We start from the raw sequence: 23,991 nt of genomic DNA, 5'->3' as shown, positions 1-23,991 counted from the left end.
CTGTTATCTGTTTTCATCACGTTAAGTTCTCTTCAAGCATGTCGAAGATGTCTCCCATTTCGTCCATCTCAAGGTCTTGCGCACTGAAATCGCTCGGCGTAAATTCTTTATCTTCTTTTGCCGTGCAATGGCGTATGATCATCAAAAGATTTTCTTTAAACCGTTCCATCTGCGTTTCTACGGTGCTTCTTTCATATTCACCCTCATTATAAGAGCAAGAAATGACAAACCGGCCGCCCGTGATCATACCGCTGAAACTCAGTGCGTATAAGGCCTCCGATTCTTCACTGACTTGACGCCCCATATCGTATGCAGACGGCTCGAATAACTCGGTTTTCACTTCACTGTCAAACTGCCCTAAGTAGTTGAAGCTGATGTCAGGAGTGAACCCTTTTGCCGCTTCAGCGTTTGACAGATAGCGGAGGATGCCGTAGCCGACGCCCTTGTCAGGAACACGCCGCACTGTCTCTTTTACCGTTTTAATGACTGAGGATACCCCGTCCTCTTTGTTGATATGAAGAATCAGAGGATACTGCGCCGTAAACCAGCCGACCGTCCGGGATATATTCACATTCGGTATGATTTCTTCACGGCCGTGCCCCTCTAAATTGATCCCGATTTTGCCGTTTTCCGTCCATTCACCGATCGTCAAGCCGAGAGCGCTGAGCAGAATATCATTGATTTCCGTTCCGTACGGACGGTGAACATCCGTCAGAAGTTGTGCTGTCTCTTCTTCTGTCAATTCGCATTTTACGGATGCCGTATGTTTGACAAGACGCCTATTCGGCTCGCGGTCTTTCGGTATCGGAGACAATTGTTCTGCGTCAGCTTGCGCCCAATAATCCGCCTGCTTCATCAGCTGTTTTGATTGGGCAAATGTTTTCAGCGCCTCCGCCCAATCTTTAAAGGAATGCGTTTTTTGCGGGAATACGATAGGGTTTTGCTGCTGCGCCTGTTTATATCCCGCAGCGAAATCCTCCAGCAGAATTCTCCATGAAACCCCGTCAACGATAAGATGGTGAACCGCAATGAGAAGATGATCGCCTTGTTCTGTCCGGTATTGCTCTGCCTTCAAAAGAGGCCCGTTTTCAAGGTTCAGACTGCCTTGAAGCCGCTCGGCAAGGCGCTGAATTTGATTTTTCAGCATCTTTTCGTCTGATCCGTACAAGTCAACAATGTCAAAGCATGTTTTGCACTCGTTCACAGGCAGATACGCCTGAACGATTTTTCCCCGTTCCTCACGGTAGACCATACGAAGCGCGTCATGATGCTCAATTAAAGCCTGTAAGGTCTTTTCAACCAAAACAGGATCAAAGCCGTCTGCCGCATGAAGCATGACGGACTGGTTCCAATGGTGCTTGTTCGTAAAGTCTTTCTCAAAGAACCAGCGCTGGATCGGCGTTAATTCCGCCTCGCCTTCGACCGGTCCCTGGTCGGCCTGCTTGCCTTCCGTCCGCTCCACATAGGAGACCAGCTCTTCGATCGTCGGATGCTGGAAGAGGTCTTTCATTTCCAGCTTGAAGCCGTGCTGATTCAGGCGGCTTGCCATTTGGATGCCTTTAATGGAGTCGCCTCCGAGCGTGAAGAAATTATCGCTTACACCGATCTGCGACAGGCCGAGTACGTCCTGCCAAATGTCAGAAAGCAGGGTCTCCATTTCCGTTTCCGGCGCTTTGTACGCCGCGCTGCCCGCTTCAATGTCCGGCTCAGGCAAGGCTTTTTTGTCGATCTTGCCGTTTGCGGTGACCGGAAGCTCGTCCATCGCCACCCAGAAAGCCGGCACCATATAATCAGGAAGCGTTTCTTTTAAGGCGGTTTTGAGCGCTTTGATTTCTGATTGGGCAGGTGCGATATAGGCACAAAGCGCGGTATTGCCCGCTTTGTCTTTGACCGCCGTGACGGCTGCGTCATGAACGTCCGCAAGCTGGGCGAGGCGGACTTCGATTTCTGACAGCTCGATCCGGTAGCCGCGCACTTTTACCTGCTGGTCGATGCGGCCGATGTATTCGATGCCGTGCCGAGCGTTCCATTTCACGAGGTCACCGGTCCGGTACATGCGCTCACCCGGCACGAACGGATCAGCAGTAAACCGCTTCGCCGTTTCTTCTTCCCGGTTCAGATAGCCGCGCGCAAGCCCGCGGCCTGCCACGCACAGTTCGCCGGCAATGCCCTCCGGCTGCACCTGATCGCCGTCGCCGAGAATATAGGCTCTCGTATTGGCAATCGCCCGTCCGATGGAAAGAGAGCCTTCCTCCGGATTGATGATGCCGCTTGTCGCAACGACGGTATTTTCGGTCGGGCCGTAGTTGTTGACGATTGTATACGGCTGCTTCACCGCCCGCTTCAGCTTGTCGCCGCCGACGAGAAGCATACGGAGTGATGTGTTCTCAAGCTCCATAAACTGTTCGGCCAGCTGTGTCGGCAGGAAGGTGATTGTCACGCCGTTCTCTTCGAGATACTCGTTTAGGCGGGTGATATCAAGCCGGATTGCTTCGTCAATGACGTGAAGCCCGGCGCCGATGGTCCATGTCGGGAACATCTCCCAAATGGAGGCGTCAAAGCCGAAGCCCGCGTACTTCGCACTCTTGTCTTCAGCCGTCATGCCGAATGCGTCGTGATGCCAGAAGCACAGGTTCATAAGCGCATGGTGCTCGACCATGACGCCCTTCGGCTGGCCGGTCGTTCCTGACGTATAAATTATATAAGCGAGGTGATCCGCGGTGGTTTCCGTCTGCGGGTTCGCTTCGTCATTTTCATCAAGCGGCAGGCTCAAAATGGAACGGACGCCGTTGAGAAGGATCGTGTCTCCCGTGAAGCTGTCCGGTACGCTCAACGCTTCCTGCGTCAGCAGAAGCTTCGCGCCGCTGTCTTGAAGAATGTAGCTGATGCGTTCTGCCGGATAGTCCGGATCAATCGGCACAAATGCCGCTCCCGCTTTCAGAACGCCCAGCACGCCGGCGGTCATTTCCAGCGACGGCTTCGTCAGAATGCCGACGCGTTCATCCGCTGAGACACCGCAGTCCATGAGAATGCGCGCGAGGCGGTTGGCCTTCGCGTTCAGCTCCCCGTATGTCCATGTCGTGCCGTTATATGTCACGGCAGGGCGGCTTGCATAGCGCGCCGCCGTTTCTTCAAAGAGGCGGTGAACCGTTTTATCCCGCGGTACGGGAAGGGTTTTGCCTTTCCATGCGTCTAAAAGGGTTTGTTTTTCTGTGTCGCTGACCAGTGAGATCGCCGACAGCTTTCTGTCAGGGCGGCTTGCGGCTGTCTCCAAAATCCGCAGGAAGCCGTCACTCCACTTTTCAATCGTTTCTTTTTTAAATAAATCTGTCGCATACTCAAGCTGAAGGCCTAGTCCCTCTTCATCTGTAAAACCGCCGAGTGTCAGATCGAATTTTGCCGTACCTTGGTTTGACTGATACGGCGTGATGTGCAGGTTCTCCAGATCCAGTGTTTCTTTATCCGGATCTTCTGTCGTCACCATGACCTGAAACAACGGATTGCGGCTCATGTCTCTAGGAAGGTCAAGCTGTCCGATCAAATCTTCAAATGGGTAATCCTGATGCTCTAATGCGTCTAAGTTGGTTTGTTTCACTTGTTCGAGCAGCTCGGCGAAAGTCTGCTCTTTGCGCGCTTCATTACGCAGCGCAAGCGTATTGACGAACATACCCGGCATTTCCAGAACATCCGCGCTCGTTCTTCCGGCCGTAACCGAACCAATGATGATATCGCGCTGTCCCGTAATTTTGCTCAAAAAGACATGGAACGCCGCATGCAGCACCATATGCAGAGTGGCTCCCGTTTTTTCCATTACTTCACGGACGGCCTTTTCCGTTTTACGCCCCGCTCTGAAGCGGATCGATTGCCCTTCGAAGCTCTGAACCGGAGGACGCGGGAAATCTATCGGCAGGTTCAGTTCAGGAAGCTCGCCCGCGAAAGCAGAAAGCCAATAACGCTCATGCTCCTTCATCCGCTCCGATTGGTCAGGTTCGTTCTGCCAGACGGCGAAGTCTTTATAATGCAGCTTCGGCTTTAGAAGGCTGCCGCCTCTGTAAAGCTGAGCAAGTTCTTTTACCATAATGCTTCTGGACACGCCGTCGGCAATAATGTGGTGCATATCTAATAGCAGAAGATGTTTCTTTTCATTTATTCTGATCAGGGCTGCGCGAATGAGCGGGGCCTCACTTAAGTCAAACGGCTTGATGAAGGCTTTGATCTGCTGGTGCGCGTTTTCTTCGGCTGCTGCTTCGAGCATGTGAAGCTCAATTTCCGCCTGATCCGCTATCTGCTGCATCGGCTGGCCGGCCTTTTCCGTAAACGACGTCCGCAATGATTCATGGCGATTTATAAGCTGATTGAGCGCTTCCTGCAGCCGGGCAATATTGATTTCCCCTTCCATCAGAAGCACCGACGGCATATTATAGCTGATTGTGTGCCGGTCAAGCTGATTCAGGACATACATCCGTTTTTGCGCGGAAGATAAAGGATACGCATCAGCAGCCGCGGCTGGCTGCATCATCCGATAACCGTCTGATACCGCTGATGCCTCCATATAAGCGGCAAGCTGACGGACGGTGGGCTGTTCAAAAAGCGCTTTTAACGGAACGGTTTTGTCCAGCTCCGCTTGAATATCGGCAACGAGCATCATGCCTTTTAAGGAATGCCCGCCGAAATCGAAGAAATTGTCGTCGATGCCGAGTGCGTCAATGCCGAGCGTATTCTTCCAAATACGGCACAGCTTCTCTTCAAGTTCGGTTTCCGGCAAGGCGGTTGTACGATGTCCCATTTGAGCGGCGCCCGGTTTCGGCAGAGCGTTTTTATCTGTTTTTCCGTTGGCTGTCAGCGGAATCTCGTCAACCTGCACAAAATAGGCCGGAAGCATGTGGGACGGGAGCGTTTGAGAAAGCAGTTTGCGAAGCTCAGGCCCTTTCAGATTTTCGGCGGTTTTATAATACGCGCAAAGTTCCGGCAGCCCGCCTTCGCTGACTGTGAGAACGACTGCCTCCTGAATCCCGTTCATACTTAACAGCACGTTTTCAATCTCTTTTAATTCAATTCGGTAGCCGCGGATTTTCACCTGATCATCCGTTCGGCCGATGAATTCAATCGTCCCGTCAGAAAGCCTGCGGACGGCATCACCCGTTTTGTACATCAAGCTGTCCGGCGAGTACGGATTAGCCAGAAATTTCTCCGCCGTCAGCTGCGGGCGGTTGAGATACCCTCTGGCAATCCCGCTTCCTGTAATATACAGCTCGCCGCTTGCTCCCGGAGGAACAAGTCTCATCGAGCTGTCTAAAACAAGCGCCCCGGTATTGGCGATTGGCCGGCCGATGATCGGGCGTTTTTCATACTGATCAAGCCGATCCATATCAATCCGTCCGGCAACGGCGCCGATGGTCGTTTCCGTCGGGCCGTAATGATTGATGAAATCGGTATGCGGATACACCTCATGGAACTTGCGGACATCAGACGTTATGATTTTTTCGCCGCCGAGAACCGCTAAACGAAGCGGGCTGAAATGCCGTTCTTTCGTAAATCGTGATGTATTGACGATCATATGGAACAGCGACGGCGTCAGCTTGATATACGTAATGCCGTTTTGCTGTATATACTCACCAAGCTGATCAGGCGCCGTGTACGTCTCTTTCGGCACAATGTGCAGCTCGCCGCCCGCTTGAAGGATCGGAAACAGACTTGTATATCCCAGATCAAACGCATAAGAGGACAGCAGCACGGCTTTATCTTTTTCCGTCAGATCGGCTTCACGGCTGAACCACGTGACATAGTTTATAAGATTGCGATGCTCCAGCTGGACGCCTTTTGGTTTTCCTGTCGTTCCTGACGTATAAATGATATAAGCAAGATGATCGGCACGCGCCTCTGTTTCAAGGCGCTCTGCGCTTTCCTCCCGCCACTCTCCGCCTTCCATGGTTACCGTTTTTCCTTTATAAACGGCGGCCGCGGTCATATTTCTCTCATTGACGACGAGAAGCTTCGCCCCGCTGTCTTCCAAAGAGTAACGGATTCTCTCTTCCGGGGTCTCAGGATCTATCGGCAGAAACGCGGCGCCGGCTTTCATGACACCGAGAATGGCGGTGGCCAATTCGGCCGAACGATCCATCATAATCGCAACGATGTCTTCACGCCCCGCTCCGTTTGCGCGGAGGTGGCGGGCAAAACGGTTCGCCTGTTCATCAAGCTCACGGTATGTCAGGTTTCCGCCGCCGACAACCGCTGTAAGGTCAGGCGTCTTTTGCGCTTGTTCTTCAAACAGCGAGATATAAGTGCCGCCTTCAGGCAGATCCGCTTCCGTTCGTTTTTCGTCTGCCAGAAGCGCGTCCTGTTCGGCAGGAGACAGCAGATTTGCATCGGCCAAGCGCACTTCGGGATTGCCGGCGCAGGCTTTAATCAAATTGACAAAATGAGTGCTCCAGCGGCGGATCGTTTCATCTGTAAATAAGGCTCTGGCGTAATCAAAGCTCAGCCCGATTTCTTCCCCCCGCTCTGCCGCCTCTAGAGAAAGATCAAATTTGGCGACATGGTGATGCATGGAATAAGAAGAAATCTGCAAATCTCCCAATCGCAATGACGGAATCTCCATGTTCTGCATGTTAAATAACACGCTGAACAGCGGGCTTCGGCTCGTGTCTCTCGTTAATGGCAGCTTTTCAATCAATTCTTCAAGCGGATAGCTCTGATGCTCGAAGGCTTGAAGGCTGGCCGTTTTTACCTCGTCCAAAAATTGCTTGAACGTTTTTTTGCCTAACGGATGTGACCGCAGTGCAACCGTGTTGACAAACATGCCGGGTACATCTTGAAGATCGGGATGTGTTCTTCCGGCAGTCGGAGAACCGACGATGATATCTTCCTGCCCCGTATATTTGGAAAGCAGCACTTGAAAAGCGGCTAATAAAAACATGTACATCGTCGTATCCGTATCAGCCAGCAATTTTTTAATTTGCGCCGTCACTTGACGATCAAGTCCGAAGATGACCCGTTCTCCTTCAAAGCTCCGCTCGGCCGGACGCGGAAAATCAAGCGGCAGGTCAAGCACCGGCAGCTCGCCTTTGAATGTATCAAGCCAGTATGCTTCATGCTTATCCTGATCGGCTTTCTCACGCTGCCAGACAGAAAAATCCTTATAGTGAAGTTTCGGCAGCTCTAGCTCTGCGCCTTGATAAAGCTTCGCCAGATCGCCGATGAAAATGCCCGTCGAGCTGCCGTCAGTAATAATATGGTGCATGTCAATCAGCAGCAAATGCCGATCTTCTGCAAGCTGGATCAGCTTCGAACGGACGAGCGGCGCACGGTTAAGCTCGAACGGACGGATAAAGGCTTTCATCAGTTCTTCCGCGTCTTCTTCCCGGCACTTGGCAGCCTCCAGCTGAAATGAAACATTTTTATGAATGATTTGCACAACTTCTCCATCCGCCATGTCAAACGACGTGCGCAATGTCTCGTGGCGGTTGATTAATGCCTGCATGGCTTGTTCAAGACGGTCTTTGTCTACTGTTCCTTCCAGCAAAAGTACAGCAGGGACGTTGTAGCTCGTGCTTGCCTGCCCGAGCTGGTTAAGGATATACATCCTGCGCTGTGCAGAGGATACAGGATAATGCTTCTGATAAGGCGCTTGTCGGATCGGTTCAAACTGCTGCTGCTCCTCCTCGCTCTCATGCTGCTGTAAATATTGTGCAAGTTCTTGAATCGTCGGCTTTTCAAACAGAACTTTAATCGGCACTTCTTTTTGAAATTGCTCTTGAATTTTAGCGGTCATCATCATGGCCTTTAAAGAATGGCCGCCGATGGTAAAGAAATTGTCAGTCACACCGGCTTTTACACCGAGGATGCCTTCCCAAATATCCGCAAGTTTCTGCTCCGCTTCTGTTTTTGGCGCTTCGTATTCTTGTTGCGCCGCTTCAGCCTGCGGCTCAGGAAGCGACTTTTTATCAATTTTTCCGTTCGCTGTCAGCGGAAATTGTTCCATTTGAATCAAATACGCGGGAATCATGTATTCAGGCAGTGATTCTGAAAGTGATTTGCGCAGGCTTTCCTGAGAAAGATCACGATCTGCGGTAAAGTAGGCGCAAATTTCATTCTCATCCGCTTTGTTCTTTCTAATCATCGCGGCCGCTTCCGTGACGCCATCTGCCTGGCTGATCTTCGTCTCGATTTCTCCAAGCTCGATTCTGAAGCCGCGCACTTTCACTTGGTTGTCAATTCTGCCCAGAAACTCGATCGTGCCGTCCGGACGCCATTTCGCCAAGTCTCCCGTCCGGTACACTGTATCGTCAGGCCTGAACGGGTCTTGGACAAACTGTTTCTCCGTTAATTCAGGGAGATTCACATAACCTCTTGCAACCCCGCTTCCGCCGACACACAGCTCGCCCGGCGCCCCGATCGGCTGAAGATTCCGGCTATCGTCCATAATGTATGCGGTAGAATTGCCGATCGGCTTCCCAATCGGAATAGAACCGTCATAATCCTGATCAATGAGAAAACTGGTCGAGAATGTTGTATTTTCCGTCGGACCGTAGCCGTTCCAAAGCGACAGTTCTGGAGAAGCCTTTCTGACTTTGTTTACGATATGCGGGACAAGCGCGTCTCCGCCGATGATTAAATGCCGGAGCGTTTTAAACATGCCTGCATCCTTTTGGGCAAGCTGGTTGAACAGCGGAGAAGTCAGCCACATCGTCGTAATCCGCTGTTCTCTGAGAAACGCGGCAAAGCGGGAAGCATCAAGCAGCGTCTCTTTTTTGACCGGATAGAGCGCAGCTCCGTTTAACAAAGCGCCGAAGACTTCAAAAGTACCGGCATCAAAGCTGACGGCCCCCGTTTGCGCCATGCGGTCTTCTTCGTGAACCGGAACGTAATTCGAATGCTTGACGAGCCGGATGATATTTCTGTGCTCGATCATGACGCCTTTCGGTTTGCCCGTTGAACCGGATGTGTACATAATATACGCCAGATCGTTTCCGTCCGCAGACAGGTTCAGATCGGCGCCGCTCACTGTTTCATCTGAAGCGGCGTCAAGCATGATGACCGGAACTTGCAGTGTGCCTGCTTGTTCTTTATAAGCTTGAACCGTCAGCACGAGCTGAATGGAGCTGTCTTCCGCCATAAAACGGAGACGGTCCTCCGGAAAAGCCGGATCTATCGGCACATATGCGCCGCCTGCTTTTAAGACGGCAAGCATTCCGATGACGGTATCCGCAGAGCGCTCGTTCATGATGGCAGCGGTCTGTCCTTTTTCCAGCCCGTTCTCAATGAGAATTCTTGCCAGACGGTTGGCTGCTTCATTCAATTCACGGTATGTCAGCTCACGTCCCTCTTCTTTTGCTGCGATGCTGGCAGGCGTTCGTTTTGCCTGTGCTTCGAATAAGCGATGAACGGCCGTTTCTTCCGGCAGCGCTGTTTTCGTATCATTGAATACCTCCACAATCTGCCGTTCTTCTTCCTCTGAAACCAGTCCGTAATCCTGCACGTATGCGTCAGGCTTTTCGACTGCCGCTTTCATCATGCGGGTCAGATGATTTGCCGTTCTTTCGATGGCATCAGCATCGAATGCCGCCCCGTTGTATTTGATTTTGACGGTCCATGTTTTGCCCGGATAAACAATTAAATTGAAATCAAAGCTTGTTTGTTCAAAGGCATGTTCGACCTTAATGGAAAAGCCGAGACGGTCCTCCATGCCTCCGTTTTCAAGCTCTTTATCAAGCGGGTAATTTTCAAACGCAACCAGATGATTCAAAAGGCTTCCGTCCAAGGCAGAACGCTTTTGAATATCGTAGAGCGGCACGTAATCGTAACGCTCAGCTTCAACGGCGTTTTTTTGGACGGCTGACATCACATCAGCGAAGGCGGCTTCTGAGTCAATCTTGACCCGGACGGGTATCGTGTTAATGAACAGCCCGGCCATCGTTTCAATGCCGTTGATTTCTGAAGGACGGCCTGATACTACGGTGCCGAAGACTACGTCGTCCGTATAGTTGTACTTGCTGAGCACGGCACCCCATACCGCTTGAAAGAGGTTAGGCCCCGTCACTCGATGCTGATTTGCGGTTTGCTGAATTTGCGCCACCAGCTCTTCATCCCACACAAAGGAGTATTCTTCATTTTGATAGTCTTTCTTTTTTGCATTCAGGCGGCCCGGGAGCAGGCTCGGCTGTTCGAAACCCGCCAGGCGGCTGCTCCAATATTGTTCGGCCTCTTCATTATCCCGGCTGCCGAGCCATTTCATATAGTCAGAGTAAGGCTTGCCCTGACTGGCTGCTGCGGGGCGCCCGACCCGGAGCGCTTCATAGTTTTGAAACAGACTCTTCATCAAAACGCCCATACTCCAGCCGTCCATGACGATATGATGATTGCTCCAAACGAGATACAGCTGCTCTTCACTCAATCTGAAAACCGCCGCTTTAAACAGAATGTCTTTTGCGAGATTAAAACCCTGCTGCTTCACGTCACTTTTATAGCGTTCAATATATTCGGTTTGGCGTGTTTCATCTAATTGGCTGATATCTTCATAGTGCACGCTCGTTTTACGCTCGGCTAATACGACTTGGCGCGGTTTTTGCAGCTGCTGGTGCACAAATACCGTACGCAGAATGTCATAAGTCCGGATCAGCTCATTTACGCTTTTTTCAAAGAGTTCAAGATGAAAGATTCCGTGAATCCTCAGCTCTAACTGTGTGAAGTAAGAGGAAGAATGCGGATCAAGCATTGCATGATACAGCATTCCCTCCTGCATCGGTGTGAGTGCATACACCTTTTGAATCGATTTTTTGCTCATACGTCACCTCTACCTTTTTCTGCTAAAGAATCTCCATTAATTTATCAAGTTCATCAAGCGTCAGGTCGTCATCTCCAAGATCACTAGGCGTAAGCTCCGGCCCGTCTTGGGCTAAGCAATGGTCTGTAATCTTAAGCAGATGCGCTTTAAAACTGTCACTGAACGATTGAATGGTTTTTTCATGAAATTCGAGAGAATGATAGGCAAATGTCATAGTCAGCTGCCTATTTTCTATAAATCCGACAATATCGAGCGCATTCGGCTTTTCCGTATCCGGGCTCAGCGATTGTCCCGACGGCATCTTCGACCTTGTAAATAAACCGGAGTCAGACATTTCATTAAACTGGCCTAAGTAGTTAAAGCTGATGTCCGGTTCAATGGAAAATGAAAGATCCTCTTTATGTTCAGGCGCCGTTACATAGCGCAGAATGCCGTAGCCGACTCCTTTATTCGGTATATGCCTGATATCCTCTTTCATTTGTTTCAGCTGATACGCGAGATCATCGGCGTGCTTCATTTCCAGAACCATCGGATACATGCTCGTAAACCAGCCGACCGTCCGGGTCATGTTCAGGCCATTAAGTATGTCCTCACGCCCGTGGCCTTCTAAATGAACGCCGATTGTATCCCGGCCCGTCCATTCCTTCAGCGCCAATCCGAGTGCTGTCAGCAGAATGTCGTTCATTTCTGTGTGATAGGCTTCATGTACTTTTGTTGTGAGCAGCTCGGTTTGTTCAGCTGTCAGTGAGAAGCCGATCGTTTTTGTATACTTCATACGCTGATCGCTTGACTGCCGGTCTTTCGGAAGCTGAGTCCATACCTCTTTCTCCTCCAGCTGTTTCCAATAATCCGCTTCCTTCAAAAATGCCTTCGTGTCTGCGTATTCTTTTAATCTCCGTGCAAACTCGGCGAATGAATGTGTTTTCGGCGAAAGCGCCGGTTCGTTTCCTTGCTTCAGCTGAGTATAAACGGCAGTGAAGTCCTCCAGTAAAATCCGCCACGATACACCGTCTACGACTAAGTGATGAATGGCCAGAAGCAAATGGTCGCCGTCTGCCGCTTGGAAAAGCCCTGCCTTCAGCAGATTGCCGGTTTCCAGTGCAATACTGCTTTGGAGATGATCCGCTTCCCGTTCAATGCGGTCTTCATGATCTTCAGCAGGCCCATTCAGCTTGAAGACTTCCAAATCAACAGACGCAGCCTCCAGCCCTCTGTAATATGGCTTTTGCTCACGATAAACCATTCGGAGCGCATCGTGATGCTCAGTTAATACTTGTAAGGTCTTTTCAACCAAAACAGGATCAAAGCCGTCTGCCGCATGAAGCATGACGGACTGGTTCCAATGGTGCTTGTTCGTAAAGTCTTTCTCAAAGAACCAGCGCTGGATCGGCGTTAATTCCGCCTCGCCTTCGACCGGTCCCTGGTCGGCCTGCTTGCCTTCCGTCCGCTCCACATAGGAGACCAGCTCTTCGATCGTCGGATGCTGGAAGAGGTCTTTCATTTCCAGCTTGAAGCCGTGCTGATTCAGGCGGCTTGCCATTTGGATGCCTTTAATGGAGTCGCCTCCGAGCGTGAAGAAATTATCGCTTACACCGATCTGCGACAGGCCGAGTACGTCCTGCCAAATGTCAGAAAGCAGGGTCTCCATTTCCGTTTCCGGCGCTTTGTACGCCGCGCTGCCCGCTTCAATGTCCGGCTCAGGCAAGGCTTTTTTGTCGATCTTGCCGTTTGCGGTGACCGGAAGCTCGTCCATCGCCACCCAGAAAGCCGGCACCATATAATCAGGAAGCGTTTCTTTTAAGGCGGTTTTGAGCGCTTTGATTTCTGATTGGGCAGGTGCGATATAGGCACAAAGCGCGGTATTGCCCGCTTTGTCTTTGACCGCCGTGACGGCTGCGTCATGAACGTCCGCAAGCTGGGCGAGGCGGACTTCGATTTCTGACAGCTCGATCCGGTAGCCGCGCACTTTTACCTGCTGGTCGATGCGGCCGATGTATTCGATGCCGTGCCGAGCGTTCCATTTCACGAGGTCACCGGTCCGGTACATGCGCTCACCCGGCACGAACGGATCAGCAGTAAACCGCTTCGCCGTTTCTTCTTCCCGGTTCAGATAGCCGCGCGCAAGCCCGCGGCCTGCCACGCACAGTTCGCCGGCAATGCCCTCCGGCTGCACCTGATCGCCGTCGCCGAGAATATAGGCTCTCGTATTGGCAATCGCCCGTCCGATGGAAAGAGAGCCTTCCTCCGGATTGATGATGCCGCTTGTCGCAACGACGGTATTTTCGGTCGGGCCGTAGTTGTTGACGATTGTATACGGCTGCTTCACCGCCCGCTTCAGCTTGTCGCCGCCGACGAGAAGCATACGGAGTGATGTGTTCTCAAGCTCCATAAACTGTTCGGCCAGCTGTGTCGGCAGGAAGGTGATTGTCACGCCGTTCTCTTCGAGATACTCGTTTAGGCGGGTGATATCAAGCCGGATTGCTTCGTCAATGACGTGAAGCCCGGCGCCGATGGTCCATGTCGGGAACATCTCCCAAATGGAGGCGTCAAAGCCGAAGCCCGCGTACTTCGCACTCTTGTCTTCAGCCGTCATGCCGAATGCGTCGTGATGCCAGAAGCACAGGTTCATAAGCGCATGGTGCTCGACCATGACGCCCTTCGGCTGGCCGGTCGTTCCTGACGTATAAATTATATAAGCGAGGTGATCCGCGGTGGTTTCCGTCTGCGGGTTCGCTTCGTCATTTTCATCAAGCGGCAGGCTCAAAATGGAACGGACGCCGTTGAGAAGGATCGTGTCTCCCGTGAAGCTGTCCGGTACGCTCAACGCTTCCTGCGTCAGCAGAAGCTTCGCGCCGCTGTCTTGAAGAATGTAGCTGATGCGTTCTGCCGGATAGTCCGGATCAATCGGCACAAATGCCGCTCCCGCTTTCAGAACGCCCAGCACGCCGGCGGTCATTTCCAGCGACGGCTTCGTCAGAATGCCGACGCGTTCATCCGCTGAGACACCGCAGTCCATGAGAATGCGCGCGAGGCGGTTGGCCTTCGCGTTCAGCTCCCCGTATGTCCATGTCGTGCCGTTATATGTCACGGCAGGGCGGCTTGCATAGCGCGCCGCCGTTTCTTCAAAGAGGCGGTGAACCGTTTTATCCCGCGGGACGGGAAGGGTTTTGCCTTTCCATGCGTCAAGGAGAGCTTGTTTTTCTGTATCATTTACAAGTGAAAGCTGTGAAAGCTTCGCATTCGGGTTTTCCGTCACGGCATCTAACAGATGAAGCCAATAACGCTTCCATGTTTCTGCCGTTTCCGGTTTAAACAGCGCGGTGTTATATTCAAGCACAAACGTTAAGCCTCCGTTTGTTTCATCAGCCGTCAGCGTCAGATCAAACTTGGCCGTTTTCCTCTCAAACGGATGGTGTTTAAGCTCAATTCCTTCCATCATCAAATCTTCCGCATTTGCGTTTTGCATCGAAAATACGGCATCAAACAATGGATTTCTGCTCGTGTCACGCTGCACTTCGACCTTTTGCAAAAGGTCTTCCAGCGGATAATCCTGCGCATCAAACGCGCCCAAGGCGGTTTGTTTCACTTCATTAAGATAGTCCGTGAAGGCCTTGTCTGCTTCCGGATACGTACGCATCGCGAGTGTATTCACAAATACACCGATGACTTGTGCGAGATCGGCATGTGACCGCCCCGCAACCGGAGAACCGACAATGATATCGTGCTGGCCGCTCAGTTTTGATAAAAACGCGCTGTACGAAGCCAGCAGCACCATGTACATGGTGGAATCCGTTTCTTTCGCCAGACTGCGGAGAGCCGACGTCTGCCCCTCGGTCAGGGAAAAGATCATCCGGTCACCTTCGAAGGTTTGAACGGCCGGACGGCTGTAATCAGTCGGCAGCGTCAATACCGGCAATTCGCCATCAAGCTCCTGCAGCCAATGTTCCTCCTGCTTCCGGTATTGCTCTGATTGGATAAACTCCCGCTGCCACACAGCGTAGTCTTTATATTGAATCCGAAGCGGCTCAAGCGTTTCTCCGCCATACAGACGCGACAGTTCATCTATCAGCACGCCGACCGAGGCTCCGTCTGAAATAATATGGTGCATATCAAACAGCATGAGATGGTCATCTTCAGCAATCTTAACCAACCCCATTCTGACGAGAGGAAGCTGGTCCAAGCGGAAAGGCCGGATAAAGTCGTGAATAATCCGTTCCGCCTCATCCGCAGAGGACTCATGATATTCAACATCCAAATCAGCTTCTGCCCATATCCGCTGAACCGTTTCTCCATCCTTGATTTCAAAGGTCGTTCTGAATGCTTCATGGCGTTCGGTCAGCTGTTTCATGACACCTTTCAGCTTTTCAGCGTCAAGCTTTCCTTTCAATCGCAGCACGGACGGCATGTTATAGCTTGTTTCAGCGCCTTCCATCTGCTGAAGCACAAACATTCTTTTTTGCGGAGAGGAAACCGGATATGTTTCCTGCACTGCCGCCGGCGTAATGCTTTCAGCCGCCTGCTGATCAGCGCCGGAAATAAGCCGTGCCAATCCGGCCACCGTCGGAGAAGTGAAAAGCTCCTTTAATGTAAGCTGTACGCCGAACGCCTGATGAATCAAAGCGAGAAGCTTCATTCCCGCTAAAGAATGGCCTCCGATTTCAAAGAACTGGTCATGGATGCCGACTTGCTCCGCTTGCAGTACCTCAGCCCAGATATCCGCCAGTTTCTGTTCTGTTTCATTGCGCGGAGCTGTATACGACACGGCGTTCGCTGCGGTTACATCAGGAAGCGGCAGTGCCCGGCGGTCGATTTTCCCGTTCCCTGTAAGCGGCAGCTCATCCATTTGGATAAAGACGGCCGGAATCATAAATGCCGGCAAGTCCTTCGCCGTATGCTCCCTCAGCTCCTGGGAAGAAATTTCTCCAAGGCAGACAAAATAAGCACAAAGGAGCTTGTCACCCGCGCCTTGATCAACCGCGAGAACGACACTTTCTTGAACACGGTCATGGCTTTGCAGCTGATGCTCGATTTCTCCAAGCTCAATCCGCTGTCCGCGGATTTTCACTTGATGGTCGATACGGCCGATAAATTCGATATCGCCATTCGGCAGCCATCTTGCCAAGTCGCCTGTTTTATACATGCGATCACCGTCTTTGAACGGATGAGGCACAAACTTTTCTTCCGTCAGCTCAGGACGGTTGTAGTAACCTTGAACAAGCCCTTCTCCGCTGACGCACAGCTCGCCTGCGACGCCTTCCGGCTGCACGCGTCCGTCCGGATTCAGGATGAAGACTTCCGTGTTACTGACCGGTTTCCCGATCGGAATAGAAAGCGTGTCCTCTTCAATAACATCCACCGGATGATACGTCGCAAACACCGTGCTTTCTGACGGTCCGTACATATGAAGCAGCTTGCCTTTGCCGACTGTTGCAAGCGCCTTTTTGACATGCTCCACCGAGGCGCGCTCTCCACCGAACATGATTTTCCGAAGAGTTGACAGGCAGGCGGGTTCCATGTCAACAAGCAGATGGAACAGCGCCGTCGTAATCATCAGAATACTGATATTTTCCCGTTCGATCACGCGGGATAAGCGGGACATATCCAGCACGGTTTCTTTCGGAACGATCACAAGCTTCGCACCGTTTAAAAGAGAACCGAACAAATCAAACATAAAAGCGTCAAACACGTAGTTGGAAAGCCCAAGCACCGTGTCTTCCTCAGACACAGTCAAATAGTTCGTGTCTTTCACCGTCCGCAAGATGTTGGCATGTGTGACGATGTTCCCTTTCGGCGTCCCCGTCGTACCGGATGTATAGGTGAGGTTGGCAATCGCTTTTGAGTCAAACGGCATTGCGAGATTATGAGATTCCTTGTCATAGCTCATCTCGTCGTCAGCAAGCACAATCACTCCTTGAAATCCGGCCTTTTCTGCGATCGGCTTTAAGCTTTCCTGCGTCATCAGCACATTCGCCCCGCTGTCACGGAAGAAATGCTGAATTCGCTGTACCGGATGTTCGGGATCAATCGGCACATAAGCGGAGCCCGCTTTTAATACAGCCATGATCGAAACAATCATGTCCGTTGACCGTTCACATAACACAGCCGCCGTTTTTCCGCCGCCTCCGACAGAAAGAATATGCCGTGCAAGCCTGTTGGCGCGCTCATTCAGCTCCTTATAAGTCAGTTCTTCTCTTTCAAACTGAAGCGCTGTACGGTTTGGCGTCTTTTCAGCCTGCTCCTCAAAAATCTGTACGATTGTTTTTTCTTTCGGATAAGTCGTTCGTTTCGGATTGAATTGCTGTAATTGATTCATTGCCTCCTGTTCAGAAAGCAGATGATAGTCACCGATCTTCGCTTCCGGCGCAGCGGCTGCGCTTTCCAGCAGGTGCACATAATGTGCCAGCATACGGTCTGCGGTCGACTGTTTATAAAGCTTCGTGCAATAATCCAGATCGAGCATCATGCCTTCCGCCGATTCCCGCGCCTGCATCGTCAAATCAAATTTGGCGATATTGAAATTTGTTTCATGAAGGGATAGCGTGAGATCACCGATTTCCGGAATGCCGTCCGCTGCATTTTGCAGACTGAACATCGTATCGAATATCGGATGCCTGCTCATATCACGGGGAACATTCAGCTCCTCGGTCAGCCATTCAAACGGATAATCCTGATGAGAAAATGCATTCAGCACCTGCTGCCGGACATGAGCCAACAGACTGACAAAGGATTGATCCTGCTTAACGGAGCTTCGCAGCGCAAGCGTGTTGACAAACATGCCGACAAGCCCCTCGGTGTCAGAATGATTTCTTCCCGCTGACGGCGTTCCCACGATAATATCTTCCTGTCCGGAATATTTAGAAAGCAGTGTATAGTATGCAGATAAGAGCACCATATAAAGAGTGGCTCCGTTTGTCTCGGCTATCTTGTGCAGCCGTGCTTGCAGCGTTTTGCTCAGCTTGACAGATACACGGTCTCCCTCAAAGCTCTGCACCTGCGGTCTCGGATAATCAGGGAGCAGCTGAAGCACAGGCAATTCACCCGCAAAGACATCCTTCCAGTATGCCCGCTCCTTCTGATAGCCTTCTTCGGCCCGTTCCGTTTGCCATACGGCATAATCCTTATATTGAATGCGCAATTCAGGAAGCTGTGCCCCGCTGTAAATAGCGGCCAGCTCCTTCAGGATGATGGCGATGGACACTCCGTCAGAAATGAGGTGATGCATGTCAAACATCAGCATATGGCGGCGTTCATCAAGCTTTTGCAAACCGATTCTGAACAGCGGCGCTTCTGACAAATCAAAACGGCGCACAAAATGCTTCATGACCTGTTCATTCGTTCTGCCGTCTGCCTCTATCATTTGAATATGAAACGGAACATCTTCGTGAATCACTTGTCTCGGCGTGCTGTCCTCTAATCGAAATGACGTTCTCAGTGCTTCATGTCTTCTGATTAAGTCAGAAAATGCATGTTCCAGCTTCTCAATATTTAATGGCCCCTCAACAATAGCAGCGGCAGGCATGTTATAGCCGACACCCGCATCCTCAAACTGGCTGGCGATATACGTCCGCTGCTGGGCGAGCGAAAGCGGATAATGCGCTTGTTTTTCGGCAGGCTCAATCGTACGGAAAGCCTTTCCTTGTTCACAGCCGGCCGCATAATCAGCCAGAGCGGCGATTGTCGGATGCTCGAACAAGTATTGCAGCGGGATCTCAACACCCATTTTTTTATGGATTTTCGTCAATAACGTCATCGCTTTTAACGAATGTCCGCCCGCCTCAAAGAAATGATCATAAATTCCCGCCTTGTCCATCCCGAGGACTTCCTGCCAAATGGCGGCGAGGGTTTCTTCCGTTTCATTTCTCGGTGCGATATACACGGTTGAGCTGACAGCTTGCACATCAAACGCAAACAGCTTGCTTCGGTCTGCCTTCCCGCTCGGCGTGAGCGGAATTTCATCTGTTTTTGTAAAGTAAGCCGGCACCATGTAGTCAGGAAGGTGTTTTGACACATACTCCCTGTACTCGGCAGGCTGAAAATCTGTTCCATTCTCCTGCACGATATATGCGCATACGTCTAAATTTCCCTGCTGATCCGGTCTGGCCAGTACGACGGCTTCAGCTGCACCCGGCGCCTTTCTGAGCACCGTTTCAATTTCTCCAAGCTCGATGCGGTAGCCGCGGACTTTCACCTGATCATCTTCCCGGCCGATGTATTCCATCGTGCCATCAGGCAGCCAGCGCACCATATCACCGGTGCGGTACATGTTTCCGCTTTTTACAAACGGATCAGGCAAAAACTTCTCAGCGGTCATATCCGGCATGTTTAAATAACCGCGCCCCACGCCGTCTCCCGCGATATAAAGCTCCCCGACCGTGCCGTCGGGCTGAAGCTGTTTATGTTTATCCAACACATACAGCCGGGCATTTCCGAGTGCTTTCCCGATCGGAACGTATGCAGCTTGATTGCCGATTCCGTCAGGTAAGACAGGGTGCACAGACGCATCCACACACGTCTCCGTCGGCCCGTATACATTTGTCAGACGCGGTGCTGCGCCTGTTTCTTTAAAGAGTGTCATGAGCTGATCGGCCACGGCGGCAGACAAGCCTTCTCCCCCGATCAGCAGGTGACGCAGTTCAATTCCGCTGACGTCCCCGGCCGCTGTGATCATTTGCAGATGGGCAGGCGTTCCGTCAGTGGCTTCAATCCGGTTTTCACGGTAATAATCTAGCAAAGCCGAACCGTTCGTTACGGTTGTTTTCGGCACGATATAAAGAGTCTGCCCCAAGAGAAGTGATGCAAAAATCTGTTTAACCGAAGCATCAAAATGGAACGGAGCCAAAAGCGCCATCCTTAACGTCTGTTCATCGCATTGATAAATTTCCTGCTGAAGAGACTGAACCAGATGGTGAACTTGGCGATGCTCAATCATGACGCCTTTCGGCCGCCCCGTCGTACCCGATGTATAGATGATGTAGGCCAATCTGTCGGATGCTGAGTTCACGCCGGCCGCCGGAATCTCATAGTGAACCGCTTCATCAAAATCAATCAGTTCAGCTTCCGTTTCCGGCGCTTTTATTCCATCTTCCGTCAGAACCGCTTTCGCTCCGCAGTCATCCAAAATGTATTGAATCCGCTCAGCCGGAAAATCAGGATCTATCGGCACATAAGCCCCTCCGGCTTTCAAAATCCCCATAATCGCCGCAATGACCCGCTCCGAACGGCCGAGCAGCACCGCAACAGGAGAATCGGCGGATATACCATGCTGCAGGAGGCGTCCCGCAATGCGGCCGGACTGTTCATGTAATGTGCTATAGGACAATGTGCGGCCTTCAAATACAACCGCTGGTTTGCCGGCAAGAGCCTCCGCTTTCTCTTGAAAAAGAGCCGGTATCGTCATCTCCTTGCGGTATGCCGTCGGATTGCCGCCGGCCCGTTTCAGAAGGCGCTCTTTTTCCGAATCAGAAATAAGAGCAAGCTCATCAATCGTACGATCAGGAGACAAGAGCGCATCTTCAAGCAATGTAATCAGGCGTTCAGAAACGGATGTAATCTCTTCTTCGGTGAATACGTCACTGCGATAGTCAAAATCAATCGTCAGTTTTCCAGTGTCCCATCGTTCCTTTACATGAATCGAAATATCATTTGTCCCGCTTCCGCTGAAAATAGGATCAGTTAAAAATGAAAGATTCTCCTTTTTCTGCCACTGCATCACCTGGTACTCCAGAGACACCGTAAACAATTTGCTCAGCGTGCTTTTCGACTCGCGCAAATCGTTCACCAGCAGGTTATACGGATACTTTTGATGACGGAGAATTTTCATCAGGTCCTTCATCCGCCCTCTTACAAACTCCAGAAACGCTTGGCCTCCGTCGACGCTTGTCCGCACAGGCACTGTAGAAACAAACATCCCGAGCATCTGCTTCTCTTTCGCATTCGTCCGGTTTCCCATAAACGTACCCGTAACGACATCGTCCCTCCCGGTCACTCTGTACAGATATGCGATAAGAGCTGACTGGAAAAGCGAGAGAACACTGACCTTATGGTCTTCGCAAAATGTCTGAATATGCGTGTACAGCCCGTGAGGAATTTCTTGAGAAAACCTTTTGGCGCCAAGGTCCGCGTCAGCTCGGCTTCTTTTAAGAGACACAAGTTCCGGAATGGTCTCAAACTGTCCGTTCCAAAAATCACGGTCCTTTTTGAAGCGTTTGGATTTAACATACTCCTGCTCTGACAGGACATGCTCAATAAAGGAATGTGATTCGCCTTTATCTTCACCCATGCCGCCGGCCAGTTCTAAATAAATATCGGTAATCGTATTACCTAAAATCGTCATGGAAATCCCGTCTGAAATGATATGATGAACATTTGCATAGAACCAAACCTCGTTTTCACTAATCGTATACAAGGAAAAACGGAACAAATCATGATCATATAACGGCAGAGGGCGATTTGCCTCCTCACGTCCCAGCTTTGACAGCTCGTCCGCTGTTAAACCGGCTTGCCTGATGTCCACATGTTCAATAGACAAAGGACGATATCCGCTCACATATTGAACAGGCTCCCCGTCCTCATCAAGACGAAGCTTGATTCTCATCGACTCATGCCGCCGGACAAATTCCTGAATGGCACTCTCGACAAGCGCCGCATGAACTCCGTCCTCTGAGATAAGTTTTCCGAAACCGGCAAGATTTGAAATACTCGTATTCGGATAGAATTTCTCTGTATACCAAATACGCTTCTGAGCATTTGTTAAAGGATAAAAAGTTATTTCCATATGTTTGCGCCTCCCTTTTTTGTGACTAAGTTGTCAATTCTCCCGTAAAAACAGCCTCCCACTATGTCCCTAACACATTCTCAAGCCAAAAGAACCACTTCTGTAAAAAAGATCCCGTTCCATGGTCCGCCGAAATGCCGCGTCCGCAGGCCTGCCAGTCCGCATTTCGGCGGAAAAATATGAGAAATCAAGACAAAAGCCGTTGATTGTAAGCATGAAAGGTTTACCTATTTCTTCATGTATTTCTATATATCTACTTAAGTTCACTTTATATGAAAAATTTGTTTTTATCACCGAAAAATGGGTGAAAAGTTTCATGCGGCACACCGAAAAAAAATCCGACAAAAACAGAGGGTTTTTTGCGGCATCCCGCAACATATGTCCAAAAATATTATTTACATAAAATTAAAAATTTTTAAAATATAATGTTTTTCAGATGAATCTCCAGCTATTCCAGAACTCACAATCTTTACAAACTTTATGGATTGTCTGCATGACAGCGCAAAAACCGAAAAAGCACATACAGCCGTTCGCAATATGATCTCAAAAGACCGCAAAAAAAGCCCTCTATTATATTAAACAGAGCGCTTTAAAAAGATTCTTTCATCACTTTTTTATCAATGTTGATTAATTCCATATATTCTTTTCCCCACTCATACATCGCGTCCAGAATCGGCATAAGACTCTCCCCTTGGGCCGTTAAGGAATATTCCACTTTCGGGGGGACGACCGGATATACTTCCCGGTGAACAATCAGATCCTGTTCCAGCTCCCTAAGCTGATTCACAAGAATTTTATGCGTAATATCCGGGATTAAAGCTTTTAACTCATTAAACCGCTTTGTGCCTTCCTTCCCCAGATGCCACATAATAAGCATCTTCCACTTCCCGCCTATCACGGCAAGCGTTAATTCCTTTTCACAATTAAACGTTTTCTCATCCATACGGCTCATGGTTAATCTTCCTTCCCATACTTTTTATATGTTCATCATCTATAGACATCACTTACTTTTTCACAAAAACCTCTTTACTTATACTAACACGTGATTTTACCCGAAAGAAAGCGGCTGGCCTGCGGGCGACGGTATCCTCAAAGTAACTATTTGACTTGAAAGTGCGTACTTCCCAACGTGCAGGACACTCATTAGAATGTAAACTACATCACAAAGAGGAGTGGATATGTAATGGAATTACAGCTGGCGTTAGACTTAGTGAATATCCCGGAGGCAATCGAACTTGTAAAAGAAGTAGAGCAATATGTGGACGTTGTCGAAATCGGAACTCCGGTTGTGATCAATGAAGGATTAAAGGCCGTAAAAGAAATGAAAGCAGCCTTCCCACATCTGAAAGTGCTTGCCGATCTTAAAATCATGGATGCGGGCGGATACGAAATCATGAAAGCGGCAGAAGCCGGAGCCGACATCATCACTGTTCTCGGCGCAACCGGCGACTCAACAATCAAAGGCGCTGTGGAGGAAGCAAAAAAACAGCAAAAGAAAATTCTCGTCGACATGATTAACGTTAAGAACCTTGAAACACGGGCGAAAGAAGTTGACGCACTGGGTGTTGATTATATTTGTGTACACACAGGTTATGATCATCAGGCGGAAGGAAAAAACTCTTTCGAGGAATTGACAACAATTAAAAAGGCAGTTAAAAACGCAAAAACCGCAATTGCCGGGGGCATTAAACTTGAGACGCTCTCTGAAGCCGTGAAACAGAACCCTGATCTTATCATTGTCGGCGGGGGAATAACGGGCGCTGACAATAAAGCGGATACCGCTTCAAAAATGAAACAGCTGATCACACAAGGATGATGAAAACGACCGATTATTTAACTGAAATCCTGAATGAATTATCCCGTTCTGCGGCATTCATTGCGGACGGCGAAGCTGACAAACTTGCGGAGCAGATATTGTCAGCCGGCCAAATCTTCACGGCGGGAGCAGGGCGCTCCGGTTTTATGGCCAAATCTTTCGCCATGAGAATGATGCACATAGGGCTGAACGCTTACATCGTCGGTGAGGCGCTCACCCCGCCACTCCATGAAGACGGCCTCGTTATTATCGGCTCCGGATCCGGCGAAACGAAAAGCCTTGTTCATACAGCGGAAAAAGCGAAAAGCCTAAACGGCATCGTCACCGCTTTAACCATAAACCCTGAATCAAGCCTCGGCAAACTCGCTGATGTCACGATTACAATGCCCGGTTCTGCTAAAGACAAAGCCGACGGAAGCAGTAAAACAATACAGCCTATGGGAACTTTATTCGAACAAACCCTCCTGCTGTTTTATGATGCAGTTATCTTAACTATCATGGAGAAAAAAGGACTGAACTCGGAAACCATGTTTACAAAGCATGCGAATCTTGAATAATGTTTTGACGGCCATCCTCAGGTGGCCGTTTTTTCGTCCCATTCCCTTCCTCATTAAC

At 50.3% G+C, this 23,991-nt stretch carries 5 protein-coding genes; 2 read left to right on the top strand and 3 right to left on the bottom strand.

The window, feature by feature from the left end:
• Nucleotides 1-16: 16 nt before the first annotated feature.
• From srfAB to hxlR, 3 genes are all read right to left on the bottom strand, one after another.
• Nucleotides 17-10,786 carry a surfactin non-ribosomal peptide synthetase SrfAB gene (srfAB, locus tag KY305_RS20035; protein ID WP_223062748.1) on the bottom strand — a complete coding sequence of 3,590 codons (10,770 nt, stop codon included), beginning with the start codon at nucleotides 10,784-10,786 and terminating at the stop codon, nucleotides 17-19.
• Nucleotides 10,787-10,808: 22 nt separating this feature from the next.
• The gene (srfAA, locus tag KY305_RS12155) at nucleotides 10,809-21,560 is read right to left on the bottom strand and encodes a surfactin non-ribosomal peptide synthetase SrfAA (RefSeq protein WP_223062747.1); all 10,752 of its coding nucleotides are present in this window, start codon (nucleotides 21,558-21,560) and stop codon (nucleotides 10,809-10,811) included.
• Between the two features lie 589 nt (nucleotides 21,561-22,149).
• Nucleotides 22,150-22,512 (bottom strand): transcriptional activator HxlR, encoded by a 363-nt coding sequence (gene hxlR, locus KY305_RS12150; protein WP_214800639.1) that lies wholly within the window; start codon nucleotides 22,510-22,512, stop codon nucleotides 22,150-22,152.
• Between the two features lie 231 nt (nucleotides 22,513-22,743).
• Between hxlR and hxlA the strand changes: the two genes are divergently transcribed.
• Entirely contained in the window at nucleotides 22,744-23,376 is a 633-nt protein-coding gene (gene hxlA / locus KY305_RS12145) for a 3-hexulose-6-phosphate synthase (protein WP_223062746.1), read from the top strand.
• Complete coding sequence (hxlB, locus tag KY305_RS12140; RefSeq protein ID WP_223062792.1) at nucleotides 23,376-23,933, top strand: 6-phospho-3-hexuloisomerase; 558 nt, start codon at nucleotides 23,376-23,378, stop codon at nucleotides 23,931-23,933. Before hxlA ends, hxlB begins: the two co-directional genes overlap by 1 nt.
• Nucleotides 23,934-23,991 lie beyond the last annotated feature (58 nt).

It is taken from the genome of Bacillus sp. YC2 (assembly GCF_019891195.1).
Classification (GTDB): domain Bacteria; phylum Bacillota; class Bacilli; order Bacillales; family Bacillaceae; genus Bacillus.
This window is presented reverse-complemented; position numbering and strand designations above follow the sequence as displayed.